Raw genomic sequence first — 20,091 nt, 5'->3', positions numbered from 1 at the left:
CGCGCAGCGGCAACCTGATGGCGTTCACGGGCACTCCGTGCACGATCGACGCGTTCATCCGCCTGAGCTGATGACGCACGCCTCATCATGGCTCGTCGCTTGCCAACGGTGCCGCGTCGCGCCGAGATGCGTGTCAGGTCTCGCGACACATCCATCGTGCGGCGAGCGCCGTACACGATCGGTCGTTGGTGCACGCGTCGGCGTGAGCGACGCGCGTGCGCCGACGTCTCACGGCCTCACGAGAGGCCCACGCTTCCACCGGCCGGCTGGTGGAGGGCGACGACGCAGCGCCGGGTTCAGGGGAGGAGGGGAGCACCATATGGACGGGACGCAACAGGGGAACCCGCGCGCTGTGTCGGCGCCGCCGGCGGAGCGCAGCCGCCGCGACTTCCTGCGCGCCGCGGGGCTCGCGGGCGTGACGCTGACCGTCGGAGGCGCGCTCGCCGCGTGCACCGACACGTCGACCGCGCCGCTGGCGCCGCGCGACGCCAGCTTCGCGGTCGTCAACGGCAACAACGTGACGCTCGACTTCTCGAGCGACGTGGACGTGCTGAACTACGCCTACGCGCTGGAGCAGCTCGAGGCGGCGTTCTACACGCAGGTCGTCGCGACGAGCGGCTTCACCTCGCGCTTTACGCCGAGCGAGCAGTCGATCCTGCGCGACCTCCGGGACCACGAGATCGCGCACCGCGAGTTCTTCCGTGCCGCCCTCGGCACGAGCGCGATCCCCGACCTCTCGGTGAACTTCGCGAGCATCAACTTCACGAACCGCGACTCCGTCCTCACGACCGCGCAGACGTTCGAGGACCTCGGCGTGGGCGCCTACAACGGCGCCGGCCGCTACCTGACGAACGAGGCGTTCCTCGCCGTCGCCGGCAAGATCGTCTCGGTCGAGGCGCGCCACGCGTCCGCGATCCGCGCGGTGCGCAACGGCAACACCTCGTCGGCCTTCGCGCCCGACGCGTTCGACCCGGCGCTCACGCCCACGCAGGTCCTGTCGGCGGCGCGGCCGTTCGTCGTGCAGAACATCACCGTCGTCAACGCCTGAGCGCGAGGACCCCATGGACCAGCACCAGCCGCTCCTCCCCGCGCTCGCCGCCAGCGATCCCGAGCTCGTCGGCCGCCTCACCGCGCCGCTCACGCGCCGCGCCGCCCTCAAGGGCGGGGCCGCCGCGTCCGTCGGCCTCGCGACCGCGCTGCGCGTCGCATCGGCGCCCGTGGCCCTGGCCGCGCTCGCGCGCGAGGCGTTCGGACAGACCGGCGGCCTGCCCGCGGCCGTCGTGAACATCTTCAACTTCGCGCTCACGCTTGAGGAGCTGGAGGCGGAGTTCTACGTGCGCGCGGTGAACTCGGGCATCGTCCCCGAGCGTGACGCCGCGGTCTTCGCGACGATCCGCGACCACGAGCGCGCGCACGTCGACTTCCTGCGCCGCACGCTCGGCGCCGCCGCGGTCGCCAAGCCGACGTTCGACTTCACCGGTGGCAACGGCTCGGGACGCGGGCCCTACGCGGGCCTCTTCAGCCCGGGCGGCTACGGCACGCTGATGGCCGTGGCGCAGGCGTTCGAGGACACGGGCGTGCGCGCGTACAAGGGCCAGGCGCCCGCGCTGCGTCCGTTCCGCGGCCCCGACGGCAACAACTTCGCGCTGCAGGCCGCGCTGCAGGTCCACTCCGTCGAGGCGCGCCACGCGGCGCAGATCCGCCGCATGCGCGGCGCGTTCAGCGAGACCGACCCGCTCTACCAGGGCTGGATCACGCGCAACGTCACCGACGTCCCGGGCGCGAACGCGGTCTACGCGGGCGAGCAGAACACGACGCACGCGGGGGTCAACGTCGTGCCGCTAATGGCGCGCCTGCGTCCGGACTTCGACATCGGCCAGGACGCCGTCACCGAGGCGTTCGACGAGCCGCTGACGATGGCCGAGGTGCTGGCGATCGTCGATCCCTTCATCGTCTGAGCGGATCCCCCGACGACGCGGGGCCGGTGCGCGACGATGCGCACCGGCCCCGCGTCGCGTGTGCGCTCGACTCTCAGCGCGCGAACGCCGCGCGCACCGCCACCGTGCGCCGCAGCTCGTCGGCGCTCTGCAGGATCTTGCGGCGCAGGTCCGCCGGCAGCGTGGGATGCGTGCGCAGGAAGTCGTCGACCTCCGCCAGCGCCCCGGCCGTCCCCTGCCCGCCCACCAGCGCGTCGAGCCAGCTGCCGAGGAAGAAGATGCGGCGGTTGCGCTGGATCCATGGCAGCGAGTCGAGCGCGGGCGCGACGTACGGCCGCACGAGCGCCTCGTGCCCCGGCGCCACGAACGCACCGAGGCTCGCCGTCACCCACTCCTCGTTGAGGGCGCGGTCGGCGAAGTAACGCGCGAAGTACGCGCGCTTGACCGCGCTGTCCGCGCGCGCCGCGCCGGCGACGAACGCGCGCCGCTTCCCCTCGCTCGTCGAGTCGCGGCGCGACTCCTCGGCCAGTCGCCGCTCGGCGGTCGGTGCGCCGCGCGCGACCAGCGTGGTGACGATCGCCCAGCGCGTCGGCCCGCGCAGCGGCGCCCCCGCCGCCGTCGCGGAGTCGAGGCGCGCGTCGAGCGCCGTCAGCGCCGCGGGCGTCTGCGCGACCGACACGAGCGCGTCCAGGTGCGCCTTGCGGATGCCGTACGGGCGCGTCGTGTCGTCGGCCGCGCGCGCCAGCACGGCCTCCAGCGCCGGCAGCACGGAGTCGCGCTGCGCGGGCCCGAGCCAGCGCGTCGCCGCACGCGTCACGCGCGCGAGCACGAAGCCCGCGATCTGCTCGTCGCGCTCGGTGGGGAGCGCCTGCTGAGCGAGCGCGAGGAAGCGCGTCGGCGCGTAGCGGGCCTCGCGCGCCAGGTCCCACAGCGCGCCCCACAGCTGCGCGCGCAGCAGCGCGTCCCCCACGTCGCGCGCGTCGCCGAGGTGCCGCTCGGCCCACCGCACGGAGCCGGAGTCGAGCAGCGTCAGCGCGTAGGCGTGGTCGCCCGCGTTGGGGAAGAGGAGCGCGGCGGCGTCTGGCGCGACGGGCACGCGCGTCGTGCGGCCGGCCAGCGTGACCGGACGCCGCAGCTGCGACGCGCCGTCGCCCTTCACGAGCAGCTCGGCGCGGATGGGCCACGGATCGCCGCCCGAGAGGTCCTGCGCCGCACGCTGCGTGATGGTGACGCCGCCGTCCGCGGCGGTCGCCTCGAGCACCGGGAGCCCGGGCCGCAGGATGTACTGCGCGCCCCAGGCCGAGAGGTCGCGGCCGGACGCCTCGCCGACGGCGGCGAGCAGGTCGCGCCACGTCGCGTTGGCGTAGGCGTGCCGCGCGAGGAAGCGCCGCACGCCGTCGCGGAACGCGCGCTCGCCCACGACGTACTCGAGCTGCTTCAGCACCGACGGCGCCTTGTTGTAGACGATCGCGCCGTAGTTGCTCTTGGCCTGGTCGAGGTTCCCGAGCTCCTGCCAGACCGGCGTCGTGCCGAGGGAGGCGTCGACGGCGTAGGCGGTCGGCTTGTTGCGGAGGTAGAAGGTCTTCCACGCCTCCGATGCCGGGTCGAGCGCGGCCTGCATGCGCGCCGCCATGTACGTCGCGAAGCCTTCCTTGAGCCACAGGTCGTCGAACCAGCGCATCGTCACCAGGTCGCCGAACCACTGGTGCGCGACCTCGTGGTAGATGGTCGCCGTGCGGCCGATGCGCTGCGGCTGCGTGGGCCGCTCGCGGTAGACGAAGCTCTCCTCGTTGTAGAAGACGGCGCCCGGGTGCTCCATGCCGCCGAACGGGAACGCCGGCGCCAGCACCATGTCGTACTTGGCGAACGGATACGGGCGGCCGAAGTACGTCGTGAGCCACGCCAGCGCGCGGGCGTTGGCGTCGATCAGCGAGTCGACCTCGACCTCGCGGGCGCGCGACGCGCGCGAGTAGAGCGAGATCGTGCGGCCGCCGACCGTGCGCGTCGCGACGTGCCACGGCCCCGCCGCGAACGCGACGAGGTACGTGCTGATGGGCCGCGTCTCGGCGAAGCGCAGCAGGCGGTCCTCGCCCGCGACCGAGTCGGCGACGGCGGGGCCGTTCGCGACGGCGGTCCACGCGGCGGGCACGCGCAGCGACAGCGTCACGCGCGCCTTCAGGTCCGGCTGGTCGAAGCAGGGGAAGAGCGCGTTCGCGTCGGACGGGACGAGCAGCGTGTACAGGTAGTCGGCGCCGTCGGTCGCGTCGCGGTAGCGGATGACGCTCGCACCGGCCGGCGCGATGGCCGCGGCGAAGTCCAGCGTCACGGTGTTCTCGCCCACGCGCAGCGCGGCGGCCGGCACGCGCACGTGCGCGCCGTCACCGCGCACGTCGGGGAGCGCGCGGCCGTTCGCCTGCACGCTGGACAGCGCGAGCCCCCGGAAGTCGAGCACCGCGTCGCCGTCGCCGCGCCGCACGAAGCGGACGGTCACGCGGCCGGTCGCGGTGTCGGGGCGCGTGACGTCGAGCGCGAGGTCGTAGCGCACGTCGCGCACGCGCGCGGCGCGCCATGCGGCCAGCTCGCGCGAGACGCCGGCGCCGAGCGCGGGCATCGCGTCGGCGCCGGCGTCCTTGGCGACTGGCTGCGCGACGACCGGCGCGGCGACCGCCAGCGCGGCGGCGAGGGCGAGGCGGGAGAGGAGTGTGGTCACGACCGAAGCATACCGCGCGGTCGCCGGGTCGCGCGACGGGCTACCGGGGCGCCGGACCCGAACGGCAACGGCAGCAAGGACGAAAGTCCGAGAAGATCTGATAAGAGCGGATGGCTCCGATGGAGTGCGAAGATGATCGCACCACGCGGAGCCATCCGTCGTTATCAGATCGTGTCCGATCTTCATCCTTGCAAACGCCGTTTCAGTCTCGATTCATCGCGTTCCGGCCGTCCGCCCCACGGCCTTCGCGCGCTGCACCATCCCGCGCACGTCCGCCCGCAGCGCCTCGGCGTCGAAGACGATGCCCTGCTTGATCGTCCACTTCACGCCGCCGGCCTGCACCAGCTTCCCGTCGCGCTCCGTGAGGACGCCGGTGCCGTAGAGCACCTTCAGGTTGTGCAGCGGGTTGCCGTCGACGATCGCGAGGTCCGCGTCGAAGCCCGGGCGCACGACGCCCGTGCTCTTCAGGCCCAGCGCCTTCGCGCCGTTGGAGGTCGCGTGCTGGATCACCTCCAGCGGGTGGAAGCCCGCCTCCTGGTGCAGCTCCATCTCGCGCACCGTGCCGAAGCCGTACAGGTGGTAGATGAAGCCCGCGTCGCTGCCCACCGTGACGTTGCCGCCGCGGCGCGCGTACTCGCGCACCCAGCGCATCCAGATCGCGAAGTTGTCGCGCCAGCGCACCTCGTCGGCCGTCGTCCAGTCGGCGTGGTACGAGCCGTGGCGCGTCGGGTCGGGCTCGAAGTTGGCGAGCACCTGCGGCAGCGCGTACTCGGTGAACCACGGCAGCGCGCGGGCGCGCGTCAGGTCGCGGTTCGCCTCGTAGACCGCGAACGTCGGGTCCCACGTCATGCCGTGCGCGCGCATCGTGTCGAGCACCGCCGACAGCCGCGACGAGTCGGCCTGCCGCCACAGGTCGCCCGCCCAGCGGAAGCGATCGCGCTCGTCGTCGTAGTTGTAGCCGGCCGGGAAGTCCTGCGGCCCCGGGAGCGCCGCGTCCGGGATGCCGTACCAGTGCTCCAGCGACCGCACGCCCAGGCGCGCCGCGTCCAGCACGTCGTACTCCTGGATCTTCATGTCGGTCGCGATCGGCAGGCCGAGCTTCCGCGCCTCGTCGGCGAGCGCGTCCCACACGTCGGGGCGCGCGATGAAGACCTTGAGCCCCTGCGCGCCGCGCGCCTTCAGCGCGCGCACCGACGCCCGCGCCTCGTCGGGCGTGTCGGCGCTCGGCGTCGCGTACGGGATCAGCGTCGGCGCGTTGATGCGGTTCTCGGCCGACAGCCGCGCGTGCGCCACCATCGTGTCGATCCCCTCGCCCGAGCCCGGGTCGCGCACCGTCGTGATGCCGTGCGCGAGCCAGAGCTTGTAGACGTAGTCCTTCGGCATCGGCTGGCCGGCGCGGCTGAACTGCGTGTGCCCGTGCACGTCGATGATGCCGGGCATCACGTACAGCCCGCGCGCGTCGATCACGCGGTCGAACGGCCCGCGGATGCGCCCGGTGCCGACGCTGCTCCCGCTGAACTCGACGTCGGTGGACGGCTGGATCGCGGCGATGCGCGTGCCCTCCACGAGGATGTCCATCGGCCCGCGCGTCGGGTTGCCCGCGCCGTCGATGACGAGCGCGCCGCGGATCAGCAGCCGTCCCACACGCTGCCCGATGGATGGCGTGGGCGGCTCGCCCACGGCGGCCGGCTGGGCGTGCACGACGGACGTGGCGAGCGTCAGGACGACCGCGAGGTGACGGAGGAGGCGCATGGCGCAGGGCTGAGTGGTCGTCGTGGTGCTGCGTGCTGCGTGCTGCGTGCTGCGTGGTTACACCATCGCGCCGGACCTCTCTTGGCTTTTGGGGAGGACGCGGATGGTTCGGATGCAGCGGATGCCGCGAATCGCTCCCCGTGGCAGCGACGCGCCATGCGCCACTCGGAGCGATCCGAATGATCCGTTCCGATCCGGAGCATCCGCGTCCTCCCCAATAGGCGAACAGGTCCGGTGCACCGACGCGTCCCGAGTCCGTCCACGCAGCACGCAGCACGCAGCCTATTTCACTTCGGTTCCGCGTCCCGCGTCACTCACGCGCGCCAGCCCCGCGCGCGCCTCGCGGCGCTGCGCCTCGAACGCGGGGTCCGCGTCCTTCCACAGCGCGAGGAAGCGCTCGTAGGCGGCGGCGGCCTTCGCGCGGTCGTTCAGCTCCTCGTACAGCCGGCCGCGCGCGAGGAAGCTGCGCGCGTAGAGCGCGAAGCCCGGGTCCACCATCCCGAACTCGCTGAAGCGGCGCGGGTCGAGCACCTCGTACATCGCCACCGCGCCGCGCACGTCGCCGAGGTCGGCCAGCACCTGCGCGCGCGCCGTCCAGCGCGTCGGGTTCATCCCGCCCGTCGCCGCGCGGATCGAGTCCGCCGACGGGAAGCCGCGCGCGATCGTGCGGGCGCGGGCGCTGTCGCCGGCGGCGAGCGCCTCCAGCGCGTCCAGCTCCGGCCAGGGCTGCGCGGTCGCGCCGCGCCAGCGCCGCAGCGTCGCCACGTAGCGCGGGTCGCGCGAGGCCAGGTAGGCGATGTAGAGCAGCGGCGCCGACTGCTGCGGCATCCCCGGCCCCATCTCCGCCGCACGCCGGTCCACGAACGCGATGCCGCTGTCGAGCAGCGCGCGCTGCGACCCGATCGGCATCCCCATGCCGAGCCGCGCGGCGGTGGTCCACCAGTCGATCACCTGCTTGCTCGGCGCGCCGAGCCCCGGCAGCGTCGGACGCGCGGCCGCCAGCAGCGCGCCCACCGCGTCCGCGTCGCGCGCCGAGCCGCCCATCGCGCTGATGCCCGCGGCGCCGAGCACCAGGGGGAGCGCGTCGGCCACGCCCTCGCGCCGCAGCCCCTCGGGCGTCGCCTGGCGCAGCGCGTTGCGCACCGCGACCACGCCCTCCTCGGGACGCAGCCGCGCGACCACCTGCGCGCGCAGGAACGGGAGGATCCCCTGTCGCAGCTCCGGGTGCGCCGCGAGCGCGGTGTCGAGCACCATCACCGCGGTGTCCACGCGGCCGATGCTCAGGTAGGCGCGCGTCAGCGCGAGGTACGCCTGCGGCACCGGGTCGCTGTCCGCCCAGCTGCGCGCCTCGCGGGCCGCCAGCTCGGCGGCGCGGCGCCGTGCGGGACGGAGCGCGGAGTCGGCGGCGAGGCGCGTGGCGTCACCCCCCACATAGCGCAGCGTGTCGCCCGACAGCACCACCGGCGAGGCCGGATCGGCCGCCGCGCGGTACATGTCCAGCTTGTGCGAGTACGCGAGGTGGAACGACGAGTCGAGCGCCAGCGTGCGGTTGAACGCGCGCAGCGCGCCGCTCCAGTTCACCGTCGCCGTCGCGCTCGCCCAGCCGCCCGGCCGGTGGTGCCAGAGCGCGTCGCCCAGCCCGTACCACGCCTCCGCGTCGCCGGAGTCGCGCGCGACGATCGCGCGGTAGCGCTCCTGCGCCGCGAGGAACGCGGGCCCCTCGGTCAGCGTGTCGCCGCGCTGCTGCGCGCGCATCGCGTCCGCGAAGCTGGCGTAGGCGTCCACCAGCGCGCGCTCGCGCTGCGGTAGGCGCGCGGCGTGGCGCTGCGCGGCGCGGATGGCCTGCTGCTGGTCGCCGCTCCCCGACGCGCCCCAGCCGAGCGTGAGCGCGCGGCGGTAGTGCGCGAGCGCGAACGTGCTGTCGAGCGTCGTCGCGCGCTCGAACAGCGAGTCCGCGCGGCCCAGCTGCCAGGCGTTGAGCGCGCGCGACGCGTCGAGGTACGCGCGGTACGCCTCCAGCGACGACGTCGTCGACTGCGCCAGCGCGACCGTCGTCTGCGGCGCGCGGGCGAGGTCCAGCAGGTCCCGTGCGAGCGCGTCGAACAGCCCGCGCGGATCGGCGCTGCGCGGCGCGGCGCGCTGCGCCTTGTCGATGCTCTGCCCCGACGCGACGTCCCACACCGTCGCCGCGACGAACAGCGAGTCCGGGGTGCCGGTGACGACGCCCGTGACCGCGGTCCACACGCCCGCGCGGCGCGCCAGCCGCAGCGCGTCCTCGCGCGTCAGCCGCCGCGCGTCGTCCAGCTCCAGGTCGCGCAGCAGGTCGAGCGCGCGCTCGTAGTCCACCACCTGCAGGTCGCGCCACTGCGCCAGGTTGAGCGCGAGCATGCTGACGCTCCCCTCGCGCAGCCAGCCGAGCTGCGGGTCGCCGCTCTGCACGTCGAAGGGGGCGACGAGGTACGACTTGCGCGGATCCACCCCACGAGGCGCGCCACCGCTGCCGCCGCGGCCCAGCACCCACCACCCCGCGATGCCCGCCGCCGCGACGACCGCCAGCGCGCCGGCCGCGAGCAGCGCGCGCTGGCGGCCCGACGACGCGGCGGCCACCGGCGCCGTCGTCGCGCCCGGGCGCCACGCGTCGCCGCCCAGCGGGCGCGCGGGCGGCGGCACGCCGTCCCACGCCGCCAGCGCGTCCTCGAGCGCGTCGGCCATCGCGTCGGCCGTGGGCCAGCGCTGCGCGGGGTCCTTCTCCAGCGCGCGCTCGATCACCGCGGCCAGCGCCGGCGTCACGCGCGCGCTGCGCGTGGCGATCGGCACCGGCTTCTCGGTGAGGTGCTTCATGAGGATCGTCGGCGCGCTGGTCGCGGTGACCGCGGGCTCGCCGGCGAACATCTCGTAGGCGATGAGCCCGAGCGCGTAGACGTCGCTGCGCCCGTCGAGCTGCCGCTCGCCCGCGGCCTGCTCGGGGCTCATGTAGCGCGGCGAGCCGAGGACGATGCCCATCCCCGTGAGGCGCCCGTCGCCATCGTCCTGCGCGGCCAGCGCCTGCGCGACGCCGAAGTCGGTGAGCATGCCGCGCCCCGAGTCGCGGTCGAGCAGCACGTTCTCGGGCTTCACGTCGCGGTGCACGATCCCCTGCGCGTGCGCGTAGCCGAGCGCGCGCGCCAGGTCGCGCAGCAGGAGCAGCGCGCCGCGGTCGTCGTGGCGGCCGTCGCGCGCGAGGCGGTCGCGCAGGCTCTCGCCCGGCACGTACTCCATCACGAAGTACAGCGTCCCCTCGGCCTCACCGGCGGCGTGCACCGCGACGATGTGCGGATGGCGCAGCCGGGCCACGGTGCGCGCCTCGGCGAGGAAGCGCGCGCGCACCGTGGGCGCGAGCGCGACGTCGGGGTTCACGACCTTGATCGCGACCGGCCGGTCGAGCGTGACGTCGCGTCCGTAGTAGACGCTGCCCATGCCGCCGGCGCCGAGCAGCCGCTCGACGTCGAAGCGGCCGGCGAGGGCGCGGCGCAGGTCGGCCAGCAGGTCGGGCGTCGAGCCGTCGGGCGTCTCGTCGGGCGGTTCGCGGCGAGGCTCGTCGGACGGCGGTCGTGCGCCCGCGTGCGGGCCGGAGGAACCGCTGCTCATGCGCCGAAGATGGCCGCCGCGCCGCAGCGGCGCCAGCGCGGCCCAGCAGCCCTCACAACAGCGTCACGCGCCGCGTTGCCCGGCGCTCCGCCGGCCGCGTACCTTGCGGGACCCCCTTCGGAGCACGTCCGCATGGTCGGTCTCGTCATCCTCGTCGTCCTGCTCGCCCTCCTCCTCTCGCTGGCGGCCGCGTCGTTCAAGATCGTGGGCCAGGCCGAGGTCATGGTGGTCGAGCGGCTGGGGCGGTTCCACCGCATCGCGCCCTCGGGGCTCAACATCCTCATCCCGCTCATCGAGCGGCCGCGCGCGATCGACGTGCGCTACCTCGAGGCGGACCTCGCCGGGGCGAAGAAGATGGTCGCCCGCACGACGACGCGGATCGACCTGCGCGAGCAGGTGCTGAACTTCCCGAGCCAGCCGGTGATCACGAAGGACAACGTCACGATCGACATCGACGCGGTCCTCTACTACCGCGTGGCCGACCCGCAGAAGGCGACGTACGCGGTGCAGAACCTCCCGTACGCGCTGGAGACGCTGACGCGCACGACGCTGCGCAACATCGTCGGCGAGATGGAGCTCGACCAGACGCTCGCCAGCCGCGACATGATCAACCGCCGCATGCGCGAGGTGATCGAGGAGGCGGCGATCAGCTGGGGCGTGGACGTGACGCGCGTCGAGCTGCAGTCGATCGACCCGCCGCGCGACATCCAGCAGTCGATGGAGCTGGTGATGCGGGCCGAGCGCGAGCGCCGCGCCGCCGTCACCAACGCCGAGGCGCACAAGCGCGCCCAGATCCTCGAGGCCGAGGGCGCGCGCGAGAGCCAGGTGCGCCGCGCCGAGGGCGAGCGCGAGGCGGCGGTGCTGCGCGCGCAGGGCCAGGCCGAGGCGCGCCTGGCGATGGCGGAGGCCGAGTCGGAGGCGATCCGCCGCATCGCCGCGTCGCTGCCCGAGGGCCAGGCCGCGAACTACCTGCTGAGCGTGAAGTACCTGGAGGCGCTGCCCGGCCTCGCGCAGGGGAAGGGCTCGACGATCTTCCTGCCGAGCGAGGCGGCCGGCGTGATGGGCGCGCTCGGCGGGCTGCGGCAGCTGCTGGGCGCCGGCGGGCCGGTGACGCCGGGCCCCGCCGCGGGCGACGACCGCGCGACGCCGCGCCTCGGCCCCACGGGCGCGACGGGCGCGCATCCCGCGCTCGGCGCCGGCGGCTACTTCCCGCCGCCGACCGTGGCGCCGCTGCCGGCGGTGGGGCGCTCGGAGCTGCAGCCGGTGCGCGCGTCACCCACCGACTCGGGCGTGCCGCGTCCGGGCGACGCGGGCCAGGGCTGAGCCGACGTGCCCACGGAGCCCGTGCCGGACGAGCCGACGACGATCCCGCGCGAGCGCGCCGAGCGCATCGCGCGGGCGCACGCCTGCGTGCGCTGCAGGGAGTACACGTATCGCCGCGTGGTGGTGAAGCCGTCGACGGCGTCGCTCCAGGAGGCGCTGGGCGAGGTCTGGCACGCGCTGCTGGTGTGCGGCGTGTGCGGCACGACGCAGGAGCTGGGCATCGACGCCGACGGCGACGTGGTGTACGTCGGGTGAGCGGCCGTCCCGAGGGGCGCCGCGTCTGCCTGGTGCTGCTGACGGGCCTCGGCGACGTGGTGCACGGGCTGCCGATCGCGAACGCGCTGAAGGACAGCGGCTACGCGCGCCACCTGACGTGGGTCGCCGAGCCGATGCCGGCGTCGATCCTGGCGCACCACCCGAGCGTGGACGACCTGGTCGAGTACCGCCGCCGCGACGGCGTGGCGGGCGTGCGCGCGCTGCGCACCGCGCTGGCCGCGCGGCGCCGCGCGGACGGACCGTTCGACCTCACGATCAACCTCAACGTCTACTTCAAGAGCGTCTGGCCGGTGCTGTTCTCCGGCGCGCGGCACCGCCTCGGCTTCGACCGTGGCCGCGCGAAGGACGGCATCTGGCTGGCGACGAACGACATGGTGCCGCCGCGCCCGCGCGCGCACACCCAGGACATGTTCCTGGAGTTCCTCGCGCACCTGGGCGTGCCGCACCACGCGCCGCACGCGCCCGAGGACTGGCGCATCACCTTCAGCGACGCGGAGCGCGCCGCGCAGGCGGCGTGGATGGCGGAGCGCACCGGGCGCCCGATCGCGGCGATCGTCCCCGCGTCCGCGAACGCGCGCAAGGACTGGCCGGCCGAGCGGTGGGCGCGCGTGGCCGACGCGCTGCACGCCGACTTCGGCTACGAGGTGGCGCTGGTGGGCGGCCCGGGCGGGCGCGAGACGGCGATCGCGCGCGAGGTCGCGGAGCGCGCGACGGTGCCCGTGACGTGGGCGATGGGCGACGGCGTGCGGCGCGTGGCGTGGATCCTGGAGCGCAGCGCGCTGGTGCTCGCGCCCGACACGGGCCCGCTGCACATCGCGCGCGCGCTGGGCGTGCCGGTGATCGGGCTGTTCGGCCACACGAACCCGTGGCGCGTCGGGCCGTACCGCGCGTGGCAGGAGCTGTGGGTGGATGCGTACACCGAGGCGGGGACGGAGCCCGATCCGTCGCGGTTCGATCCGCCGGCGGATGACCGGATGCAGACCATCACCGTGGATCAGGTCGTCGAGCGCATCGGACGGGCGCGATCGCCGAACGGCGGAGGACGGTGAAGCGGAGGACGGAAGGGCGTGAAACGCAAGGGCGGACGCCGTGCGGTTCGAGCGCGAAGGAACGGGTAGTGCGAAGCACGCCGTTCCGTCTCACGCTCCATCGTCCTCCGCCGTTCCGTCCTCCGCCCCACCGTCCTCCGATGTTGAGCGCCCTGTTGTTCGATCTAGACGGTACGCTGGTAGACACCAACGCCGCCCACGTCGACGCCTGGGTGCGCGCGTTCGCGCGCCACGGCTACAAGGTGCACGCCGACCGCATCGGGCCGGAGATCGGCAAGGGCGGCGACAACCTCGTCCCCGACGTGCTGGGGGCCGAGGCGGAGGCGAAGGACGGCGAGGCGCTGCGCGCGGCGTCGCAGGAGGAGTACCTGCGGCTCGCGAAGGAGCGGAAGCTGCGCGTGTTCGACGGCGCGCGCGCGCTGCTCGAGGAATTGCGGCGGCGCGGCATCCGGACGGCGCTCGCCACGTCGTCGGGGAACGAGCACCTCGACGCGACGTTCGCCAGCGCGGGCGACGACCTGCGCGCGCTGATGGACGTCGTCGTCGGCAAGAGCGACGTCGAGCACTCGAAGCCGTATCCCGATCCGGTGATCGCGGCGGTCGAGCGCCTGGGCGTCTCGCCGGCCGAGTGCGCGATGATCGGCGACACGCCGTACGACGCGCTCTCCGCCAAGCGCGCGGGCGTCATCACGCTCGGCGTGCTCTCGTCCGGGCTCGGCTTCGACGAACGGGCGCTGGTGTCGGCGGGCGCGCGCCGCACGTGGCGCGACGTCGCGCACCTGCACGCGGAGCTGGACGACGCGCTGCGCGTGGCGTCGCCGGGCAGCGCGCGTCTCACGTCCGAGGTGCTGGAGCGGCTGATGCGCGACGCGCTCGCGGTGGCGCAGGAAGGGATGGGCGCGGGCGAGGCGCCGATCGGCTGCGTGATCGCCGACGGCGGCGGACAGGTGCTGGCGCGCGCGCACAACGCGATGAACCGCACGCAGGACAAGACCGCGCACGCGGAGATCCTCGCCTTCCGCGCGCTCGCCGGGAGGGTGCCGCTCGACGCGCGCGACCTGCTCATGGTGAGCACGCTGGAGCCGTGCGTGATGTGCACCGGCGCGGCGATGGAGAGCGCGGTCGACACGATCGTCTTCGCGCTCGACGCGCCGGCCGACAACGGCACCGCGCGCGTGCGCCCGCCCGAGAGCCCCGAGAGCCAGATGCCGCGCATCGTCGGCGGCGTGCTGGCGGCCGAGAGCCGACGCCTGTTCGAGCGATGGCTGGAGGCACATCGCGGCGAGCCGCAGGCCGCGTACGTCGAGCAGCTGCTGGCGCGCACGCGGAACGTGCCGGCCGATCCGGCGGAGGCCGCGCGCGCGACGGGCGAGGCGATGGACGCGCGGCGCGGCGCCGCCGACGCGCAGGGACCGGCAGCGGCCGTGCAGGGCTGAATGCCGCCGCTCACGGGCGTGCTCGAGACGGCACTCTACGTCGCGGAACTGGAGCGCGCGTCCACGTTCTACCAGCGGCTGCTCGGCGCGCGCGAGCTGCTGGCCGAAGCGGACCGGATGCGTGCGCTGGACGTCGCGGGGCGGCAGGTGCTGCTGCTCTTCCGCACGGGCGCGTCGGACGCGCCGAACCCGGTGCCGGGCGGCGTGGTGCCGCCGCACGACGCGCACGGGCGCATGCACGTCTGCTTCGCGATCCCGGCCGACGCGCTCGAGGCGTGGGAGGCGCACCTCGCCGCGCTCGGCGTCGCGGTCGAGGGCCGCGTGCACGCGGAGCGCGGCGCGACGTGCCTGTACCTGCGCGATCCCGACGGGCACCTGGTGGAGCTGGCGACGCCGGGGCTGTGGGAGATCTACTAGGGCTGCGGACGGCGGCCTGCGGATCTCCTGGAGCTGCGTGCTCCGTGCTGCGTGCTGCGTGGACGGCCGCTCGGGACGTGTCGGCGCAGCGGACCTGTGGGCCTGTTGGGGGGACGCGGATGCTCCGGATCTGAACGGATCATGCGGATCGCTCCGTGTGGCGCACGGGACGTCGCCGCCGCGCGGGAAGATCCGGAGCATCCGTTCCGATCCGCAGCATCCGCATCCCTCCCAGAGGGAGGAGGGGCCGGGCGTATCGGTGCAGGCCACGTAGCACGGAGCCGTCGTCGTCAGCACCCCGTCTCGGTGCGCGCCGCGATGCTCAGGAACCGCTGATCCGCATCCACGCGGAGATCGTACGTGAAGCATCCGGCGCCGAGCGGCTGCTCGCCGACGTAGTCGATCGGCTGCAGCACGATGTGACGACCAGCCACGCTCGCCTCGACGTAGGCGTAGCGATACGCCGTGCGCACCGCGACGTAGCCCGTCGTGCCGCCCGCGGCCAGCGACACGGCGGCGATGCGCTCCTCGGTCGGGAGCACGACGAGCAGGTTCTGCAGCTCGACCGTGCTCGCGTTGCGCACGCGCAGGCGCGTCGCGCCGTCGGGACCGGATGGGCCGTCGTCGCAGCCGAGCAGCGAGGTCGCCAGCACGGCGGCCACGATACCGCGCGGCGGGCGGACGAGGAAGGAGAAGCGGGACACGCCGATTCCTACCCGTGGGCACCAGAACGGGTCACGGCGCCGCGAGCACCGCCGCGACGTCGGTGCGCCGCCGGACGCCCAGCTTGCGCAGCACCTTCTCGCTGTGGTGCCGCGCGGTGTGCACGCTGATCCCCAGCGCCGCCGCGATCTCGGGGTCGCGGGCGCGGCGCGCCAGCAGCTGCGCGACCTGCGCCTCGCGCGCCGTGAGGCCGTGCGCCCCCGTCGTGGCGAGCACGGCGACCGCGGGCGTCTCCGCGTGCTCGACGGCCAGCTGCACCACGCCTTCCTGCCCCCACAGCGCCGCCGGCGCGAGCGAGGCGCGCAGCGCGTAGCGTCCCAGCGCCGTCGTGATCGTGCGCGCCGGCGTGGCCAGCGCGAGCACGCCGCGCGGTGCGCGCAGCTCGGCCGCCATCGCGTGCAGGGCGCCGAGCACGCGCTCGCGCTCGGGCTCAGCGGCGAGGAGCCGCTCCAGCGCCGTGTTGCGGTGCAGCGTGCGCCCGTCGGGCCCGACGACCAGCAGCGCGTCCGGGATCGCGTCCAGCTGCGCGTGGAGCGCCTCCTGCCGCTCCCCGAACGTCACCCACGCGTGGTGGCTGGCGCGCACCATCGGCATGAGGACGCGCATCAGCTCCAGCTCCTCCTCCGCGTCGCGCGGCGCGCGATGGCGCGCGTCGTAGCCCACGCACAGCACCGCCTCGCCCCGCCGGTGCTCGCTCGTCGCCCCGCTGAAGGTGCGCATCCCGGCGGGCACCAGCCCCTCGTTGTACCACAGCAGCCGGCGGATGTCCGTCCCCATCTCGCGCAGCAGGCGCGCGTTGACGGCGTCGTTCCAGAGCGTGAGGTCCGCGGCGCGCCGCGCGCGGTGCCAGGCGGCGAGCCCCGGATCCTGCGAGCGCGTGAGGCCCGTCGCCGGGTCGATGCCGACGATCTCGCCCATCTGGCGGCGCATGCCCGCGTCCACGCCCTCCGACAGGTGCAGCATCCGGTCGCCGTGCGGCACCGAGTACATCACCGTCGCGCCCGGGAAGAGCGCCCGCAGCGGCACCTCGGCCGCCCGCCACCACGCGTCCAGCCGCTCGACGCCCGCGGCCGGCGCCAGCAGCGCGGCCGTGAGGTTGGCGAGCGCCGTGGCGTCGCGGGTAGTCAGGTGCAGGCCCACGCCCGCGAGATAGCACCGTCGACCCCGACCGGCCAGCGCCCTTGGCGCATCAACATTTTTTGTTGTATACTCGCGCCGTGACCGCCGCTGCCTCCCCCACACCGACCGCCGACCTCGCGCGCGCCGCGGAGCTCTTCCACGCGCTCTCCGACGAGACGCGGCTGGCCATCCTCGCCATGCTCCGCGACGGCGAGCGGTGCGTCTGCGACCTGCAGGACGCGCTCGACGCCGCGCAGTCCCGCCTCTCCTTCCACCTCAAGGTGCTGAAGGCGGCGGGGCTGGTGACCGACCGGAAGGAGGGCCGCTGGTCGTACTACGCGCCGGTGCCCGGGGCCCTCGACGAGGCGCACGCGATGGTGCGCGCCCTCGCCGACGACCGCCCGGCGGGCGCCCGCCCGCCGCTGCGCGTCCTCGGCCGCTGCTGCGGCTGACGCACGCCTGAGCGATCCCGAAGGACCCGCGCCACCCGGCGCGGACGATCCATCAACATTTCTTAATCGGACCAGGAGCGCCCCATGTCGACGGCGACCGGCAGCACCCCGGACTCCACGATCACCGAGATCGTGCGCGAGAAGTACGGCGCCGCCGCGCGCCGCATCCTGGCCAGCGAGCCGTCGGGCGGCTGCGGCCCGGTCAGCTCCTGCTGCGGCGGCGCGGCGTTCAACGGCAGCGTCGATCCGATCACGTCGAACCTCTACGTCAGCGGCGAGAGCGAGGTGCTCCCCTCGGCCGCGGTGCTGGCGTCGCTCGGCTGCGGCAACCCGACCGCGCTCGCGCAGCTGGAGCCCGGCCAGGTGGTGCTCGACCTCGGCTCCGGCGGCGGCATCGACGTGCTGCTCTCGGCGCGACGCGTGGGCGCCACCGGAAAGGCGTACGGCCTCGACATGACCGACGACATGCTGGAGCTGGCGCGGCGCAACGCGGCCGAGGCGGGCGTCACGAACGTCGAGTTCCTGAAGGGGCAGATCGAGGCGATCCCGCTCCCCGACGCGTCGGTGGACGTGATCATCAGCAACTGCGTCATCAACCTCTCGGGCGACAAGCGGCGCGTGCTGGCGGAGGCGTTCCGCGTGCTGAAGCCGGGCGGCCGCTTCGCGGTGAGCGACGTCGTCGTGCGCGGCGAGACGCCGGCCGCGGTGCGCCGCAGCATGGAGCTGTGGGTGGGCTGCGTGGCGGGCGCGCTGGAGGAGTCGGAGTTCCTGCGCCTGCTGACCGACGTCGGCTTCGTCGCGCCGTCCATCGAGCCGACGCGCATCTATCGCAGCGAGGACGCGCGCACGTTCCTCGGCGAGGCGGGGCTCGACGTGGACGCGAGCATCGCGCAGATCGACGGGAAGTTCATGGCGGCGTTCGTGCGCGCGACCAAGCCCGTCGCGCCCGCACCGGCCGCGAAGTCCTGCTGCGGCCCGGAGTGCTGTCCATGATCACGCACGACACGACGGCGACGCCCGCGCTGCGCGTCGCCACGCCGTCGGACCTCGCCGCCGTGCGCGAGCTGCTCGCGGCGAGCGCCCTCCCCGACGCGGGGCTGGACGACATCTTCACCGAGCATGCGGGCGACTTCGTGCTCGCTGAGGCGGGGGGCGCGTTGGTGGGCGTCGCGGGCCTCGAGGTGCGCGGCGACGACGCGCTGCTCCGTTCCGTGGCCATCCATCCCGCATGGCGCGCGCACGGCGTGGGCCGCGAGCTCGTGAAGCGCCTGGTGTGCATGGCCGACGCGCGTGGGCTGCGCGCGCTCTACCTGCTGACGATGACGGCCGAGCACTACTTCCCGCGCTTCGGCTTCGAGGTCGTCGAGCGTGGGGCGGTGCCCGCGGCGATCGCCGACACGCTGGAGTTCCGCAGCGCGTGCCCCGCGTCGGCCGTGGCGATGGCGCGCGCGTGCGGCACGACCGGCAGCGTGGGAGCGACCGCGTGAGCGACGGCCGTGCACCGTACCGCGTCCTCGTGCTCTGCACCGGCAACTCGGCGCGCAGCCAGATCGCCGAGGCGCTGCTCGCGACGCGCGGCGCGGGGCGCGTGCAGGCGGCGAGCGCCGGCGCGCGGCCCGTCGCGCGCGTGAACCCGTACGCGGTCGAGGTGCTGGCCGCGCACGGCATCACGTGGGAGGGGCGCACGCCGCAGCACGTGGACGCCTTCGCGGGCGAGCGCTTCGACCTCGTGGTGACCGTGTGCGACGACGCGCGCGACGCGTGCCCGTACTTCCCGAACGCGCGGGCGCAGGTGCACTGGGGGCTGCCCGACCCGGCCGACGCGTCCACGCCCGACGACGCGCGGCGCGCGTTCGCCGCGACCTACGAGGCGCTGGCCGCGCGCGTGGACGCGCTGCTCGCGCTGCCGCTGGAGACGCTGGATGCCGACGCGCTGCGCGAGCGCGCGCAGGCGGTCCATGCCGTCGGATCGACGACGTGACGCGCGACCCGAGGCGCTGGGTCGCCGAAGCGGCAGGGACGATGCTGCTGGTGACGTTCGGCGCCGGATCGGTGATGACCGACGCGATCACGGGCGGCGCGCTGGGGAGCGTGGGGATCGCCGCGACGTTCGCGATCGTCGTGACGGCGCTCGTGACGGCGCTCGGCCACGTGTCGGGCGCGCACCTGAATCCCGCGGTGACCATCGCGTTCTGGTCGATGCGGCGCTTTCCCGCGCGCGAGGTGCCGCCCTACGTGCTGGCGCAGTGCGCCGGCGCGACCGGCGGCGCGCTGCTGCTGCGCGCGGCGCTCGGTCGCGTCGCCCAGGTGGGCGCGACGGTGCCACACGTGCCCGTCGCGACCGCGTTCGGCGTCGAGCTCGTGTTCTCGTTCGCGCTGTTCCTCGTGATCGCGGCCGTCGCGACCGACGCGCGCACGCCGCCCGCGCTGGCGCCGTTCGCCGTCGGCGGCACGGTGGGGCTGTGCGCGCTCCAGGGCGCGCTCACCGGCGCGTCGATGAACCCTGCACGCTCGCTCGGGCCCGCGGTGGCCTCGGGCACGTTCACCGCGCACTGGCTGTACTGGGTCGCGCCGATCGCGGGCATGCTGGCCGCCGCACGGCTGTTCGACTGGCTGCGCGACACGCGGGCACATCCCACGTCGCCGCGCGGTGCGGCGCTGGGCGTCGAGGGGCCGATCGACTGACACGGCGTCGAAACGTCGCGCTGGTCGCGTTTGCTGGCCGCGTTTGCTGGCCGCGTTTGCTTGACGCGATTCCCCGCGGCGTGAGAGTTGGACGCTCCTCTGGCACGCCCACCGCTCAGCACGGAGGCATCATGTCCAGACTCGTGCCCATCCTCGTCGCGCCGGCGCTGCTCCTGGGGATGGCGGCATGCACCGACCCGCTCGCGGTCGACGCGAGCCCGCGCGCCGCACCGCTCCGGGCCGCGGCCGGGGCGGCGCGGGCGCCCGACGCGCGCGGCACCCTGACGGAGCCGGCCGCCTACAACGGGCGCATCTGCGAGCTGCGGTTCCCCGGCTCGTCGTCGCGCACGGCGGAGTTCTACGCGATCTGGAACGTGGGGCATGGCATCCTGGACGAGCCGTTCGACACGGACCGCCCGGACCTCTTCGCGATCCTGCCGGGGACGATGCACACCGTCCTAGGTAGTGTCTGAGAAGTACCGCGTTGCGTAGCGGGCGGCGAGGACGAGGCAGATGGCGGCGCGGTAGGTGACGGCGAGCTTCTCGGCCCGCGTCGCCACGCGCCGCCAGCGCTTGAGCCACCCG

At 74.5% G+C, this 20,091-nt stretch carries 18 protein-coding genes; 13 read left to right on the top strand and 5 right to left on the bottom strand.

All coding sequences use genetic code 11. From position 1 onward, the window contains the following. Positions 1–352: 352 nt before the first annotated feature. Both rosag_RS24040 and rosag_RS24035 read left to right on the top strand, forming a co-directional pair. Positions 353–1,048, top strand: a complete 696-nt coding sequence (locus rosag_RS24040; protein WP_284352733.1) for a ferritin-like domain-containing protein — start codon at positions 353–355, stop codon at positions 1,046–1,048. Between the two features lie 13 nt (positions 1,049–1,061). Then, on the top strand, positions 1,062–1,958 hold the full coding sequence (locus rosag_RS24035) for a ferritin-like domain-containing protein (protein ID WP_284352732.1): 897 nt from the start codon (positions 1,062–1,064) through the stop codon (positions 1,956–1,958). Positions 1,959–2,031: 73 nt separating this feature from the next. Here the strand turns inward: rosag_RS24035 and rosag_RS24030 are convergent, their stop codons facing one another. The 3 genes from rosag_RS24030 to rosag_RS24020 all read right to left on the bottom strand — a co-directional run bounded on the left by rosag_RS24030 (position 2,032) and on the right by rosag_RS24020 (position 10,026). Continuing rightward, positions 2,032–4,647: a M1 family metallopeptidase gene (locus rosag_RS24030; protein WP_284352731.1), complete on the bottom strand. Its 2,616-nt coding sequence runs from the start codon at positions 4,645–4,647 to the stop codon at positions 2,032–2,034. Positions 4,648–4,860: 213 nt separating this feature from the next. Next, positions 4,861–6,399, bottom strand: coding sequence for an amidohydrolase family protein (locus rosag_RS24025; RefSeq protein ID WP_284352730.1), 1,539 nt, complete (start codon positions 6,397–6,399; stop codon positions 4,861–4,863). A 282-nt stretch (positions 6,400–6,681) separates the two neighbouring features. Beyond that, positions 6,682–10,026 carry a serine/threonine-protein kinase gene (locus rosag_RS24020; RefSeq protein WP_284352729.1) on the bottom strand — a complete coding sequence of 1,115 codons (3,345 nt, stop codon included), beginning with the start codon at positions 10,024–10,026 and terminating at the stop codon, positions 6,682–6,684. Positions 10,027–10,158: 132 nt separating this feature from the next. Here rosag_RS24020 and rosag_RS24015 point away from each other — a divergent pair, with 132 nt between their 5' ends. The 5 genes from rosag_RS24015 (at position 10,159) to rosag_RS23995 (ending at position 14,527) form a co-directional block, all read left to right on the top strand. Beyond that, positions 10,159–11,349 (top strand): SPFH domain-containing protein, encoded by a 1,191-nt coding sequence (locus tag rosag_RS24015; RefSeq protein WP_284352728.1) that lies wholly within the window; start codon positions 10,159–10,161, stop codon positions 11,347–11,349. Positions 11,350–11,355: 6 nt separating this feature from the next. After that, a complete protein-coding gene (locus rosag_RS24010) occupies positions 11,356–11,604 on the top strand; it encodes a hypothetical protein (RefSeq protein WP_284352727.1) in 249 nt (82 codons plus the stop codon). Further along, positions 11,601–12,674 carry a glycosyltransferase family 9 protein gene (locus rosag_RS24005; RefSeq protein WP_284352726.1) on the top strand — a complete coding sequence of 358 codons (1,074 nt, stop codon included), beginning with the start codon at positions 11,601–11,603 and terminating at the stop codon, positions 12,672–12,674. Before rosag_RS24010 ends, rosag_RS24005 begins: the two co-directional genes overlap by 4 nt. 155 nt (positions 12,675–12,829) lie before the next feature. Further along, positions 12,830–14,110 carry an HAD-IA family hydrolase gene (locus tag rosag_RS24000; RefSeq protein WP_284352725.1) on the top strand — a complete coding sequence of 427 codons (1,281 nt, stop codon included), beginning with the start codon at positions 12,830–12,832 and terminating at the stop codon, positions 14,108–14,110. Next, positions 14,111–14,527 carry a VOC family protein gene (locus tag rosag_RS23995; RefSeq protein WP_284352724.1) on the top strand — a complete coding sequence of 139 codons (417 nt, stop codon included), beginning with the start codon at positions 14,111–14,113 and terminating at the stop codon, positions 14,525–14,527. It abuts the gene before it with no gap. Positions 14,528–14,817: 290 nt separating this feature from the next. Here the strand turns inward: rosag_RS23995 and rosag_RS23990 are convergent, their stop codons facing one another. Then, the gene (locus tag rosag_RS23990; protein ID WP_284352723.1) at positions 14,818–15,231 is read right to left on the bottom strand and encodes a hypothetical protein; all 414 of its coding nucleotides are present in this window, start codon (positions 15,229–15,231) and stop codon (positions 14,818–14,820) included. 31 nt (positions 15,232–15,262) lie between these two features. Next, positions 15,263–16,390, bottom strand: a complete 1,128-nt coding sequence (locus tag rosag_RS23985) for a helix-turn-helix transcriptional regulator (protein ID WP_284352722.1) — start codon at positions 16,388–16,390, stop codon at positions 15,263–15,265. A 77-nt stretch (positions 16,391–16,467) separates the two neighbouring features. Here rosag_RS23985 and rosag_RS23980 point away from each other — a divergent pair, with 77 nt between their 5' ends. From rosag_RS23980 to rosag_RS23955, 6 genes are all read left to right on the top strand, one after another. Further along, a complete protein-coding gene (locus rosag_RS23980) occupies positions 16,468–16,821 on the top strand; it encodes an ArsR/SmtB family transcription factor (RefSeq protein ID WP_284352721.1) in 354 nt (117 codons plus the stop codon). Between the two features lie 84 nt (positions 16,822–16,905). After that, positions 16,906–17,814 carry an arsenite methyltransferase gene (locus rosag_RS23975; protein ID WP_284352720.1) on the top strand — a complete coding sequence of 303 codons (909 nt, stop codon included), beginning with the start codon at positions 16,906–16,908 and terminating at the stop codon, positions 17,812–17,814. Continuing rightward, the gene (gene arsN2 / locus rosag_RS23970; RefSeq protein WP_284352719.1) at positions 17,811–18,308 is read left to right on the top strand and encodes an arsenic resistance N-acetyltransferase ArsN2; all 498 of its coding nucleotides are present in this window, start codon (positions 17,811–17,813) and stop codon (positions 18,306–18,308) included. Before rosag_RS23975 ends, arsN2 begins: the two co-directional genes overlap by 4 nt. Then, positions 18,305–18,802 carry an arsenate reductase ArsC gene (locus rosag_RS23965; protein ID WP_284352718.1) on the top strand — a complete coding sequence of 166 codons (498 nt, stop codon included), beginning with the start codon at positions 18,305–18,307 and terminating at the stop codon, positions 18,800–18,802. The genes arsN2 and rosag_RS23965 overlap by 4 nt, the downstream gene beginning before the upstream one ends. Beyond that, positions 18,799–19,506 (top strand): MIP/aquaporin family protein, encoded by a 708-nt coding sequence (locus rosag_RS23960; RefSeq protein ID WP_284352717.1) that lies wholly within the window; start codon positions 18,799–18,801, stop codon positions 19,504–19,506. Before rosag_RS23965 ends, rosag_RS23960 begins: the two co-directional genes overlap by 4 nt. 131 nt (positions 19,507–19,637) lie before the next feature. Further along, complete coding sequence (locus tag rosag_RS23955; RefSeq protein WP_284352716.1) at positions 19,638–19,979, top strand: hypothetical protein; 342 nt, start codon at positions 19,638–19,640, stop codon at positions 19,977–19,979. Positions 19,980–20,091 lie beyond the last annotated feature (112 nt).

Origin of the sequence: Roseisolibacter agri (assembly GCF_030159095.1) — a bacterium.
GTDB classification, from domain to species: domain Bacteria; phylum Gemmatimonadota; class Gemmatimonadetes; order Gemmatimonadales; family Gemmatimonadaceae; genus Roseisolibacter; species Roseisolibacter agri.
Note: the sequence above shows the minus strand (reverse complement) of the source record. Positions and strands in the feature narration are given on the sequence as shown.

What these genes read in the sequence shown, in the direction of transcription:
- rosag_RS24035 (WP_284352732.1), top strand. Translation starts at nt 1,062, where the DNA reads ATGGACCAGCACCAGCCGCTCCTCCCCGCGCTCGCCGCCAGCGATCCC.
- rosag_RS23955 (WP_284352716.1), top strand. Translation starts at nt 19,638, where the DNA reads ATGTCCAGACTCGTGCCCATCCTCGTCGCGCCGGCGCTGCTCCTGGGG.
- rosag_RS24020 (WP_284352729.1), bottom strand. Translation starts at nt 10,026, where the DNA reads ATGAGCAGCGGTTCCTCCGGCCCGCACGCGGGCGCACGACCGCCGTCC.
- rosag_RS24025 (WP_284352730.1), bottom strand. Translation starts at nt 6,399, where the DNA reads ATGCGCCTCCTCCGTCACCTCGCGGTCGTCCTGACGCTCGCCACGTCC.
- rosag_RS24015 (WP_284352728.1), top strand. Translation starts at nt 10,159, where the DNA reads ATGGTCGGTCTCGTCATCCTCGTCGTCCTGCTCGCCCTCCTCCTCTCG.
- rosag_RS23995 (WP_284352724.1), top strand. Translation starts at nt 14,111, where the DNA reads ATGCCGCCGCTCACGGGCGTGCTCGAGACGGCACTCTACGTCGCGGAA.
- rosag_RS23975 (WP_284352720.1), top strand. Translation starts at nt 16,906, where the DNA reads ATGTCGACGGCGACCGGCAGCACCCCGGACTCCACGATCACCGAGATC.
- arsN2 (WP_284352719.1), top strand. Translation starts at nt 17,811, where the DNA reads ATGATCACGCACGACACGACGGCGACGCCCGCGCTGCGCGTCGCCACG.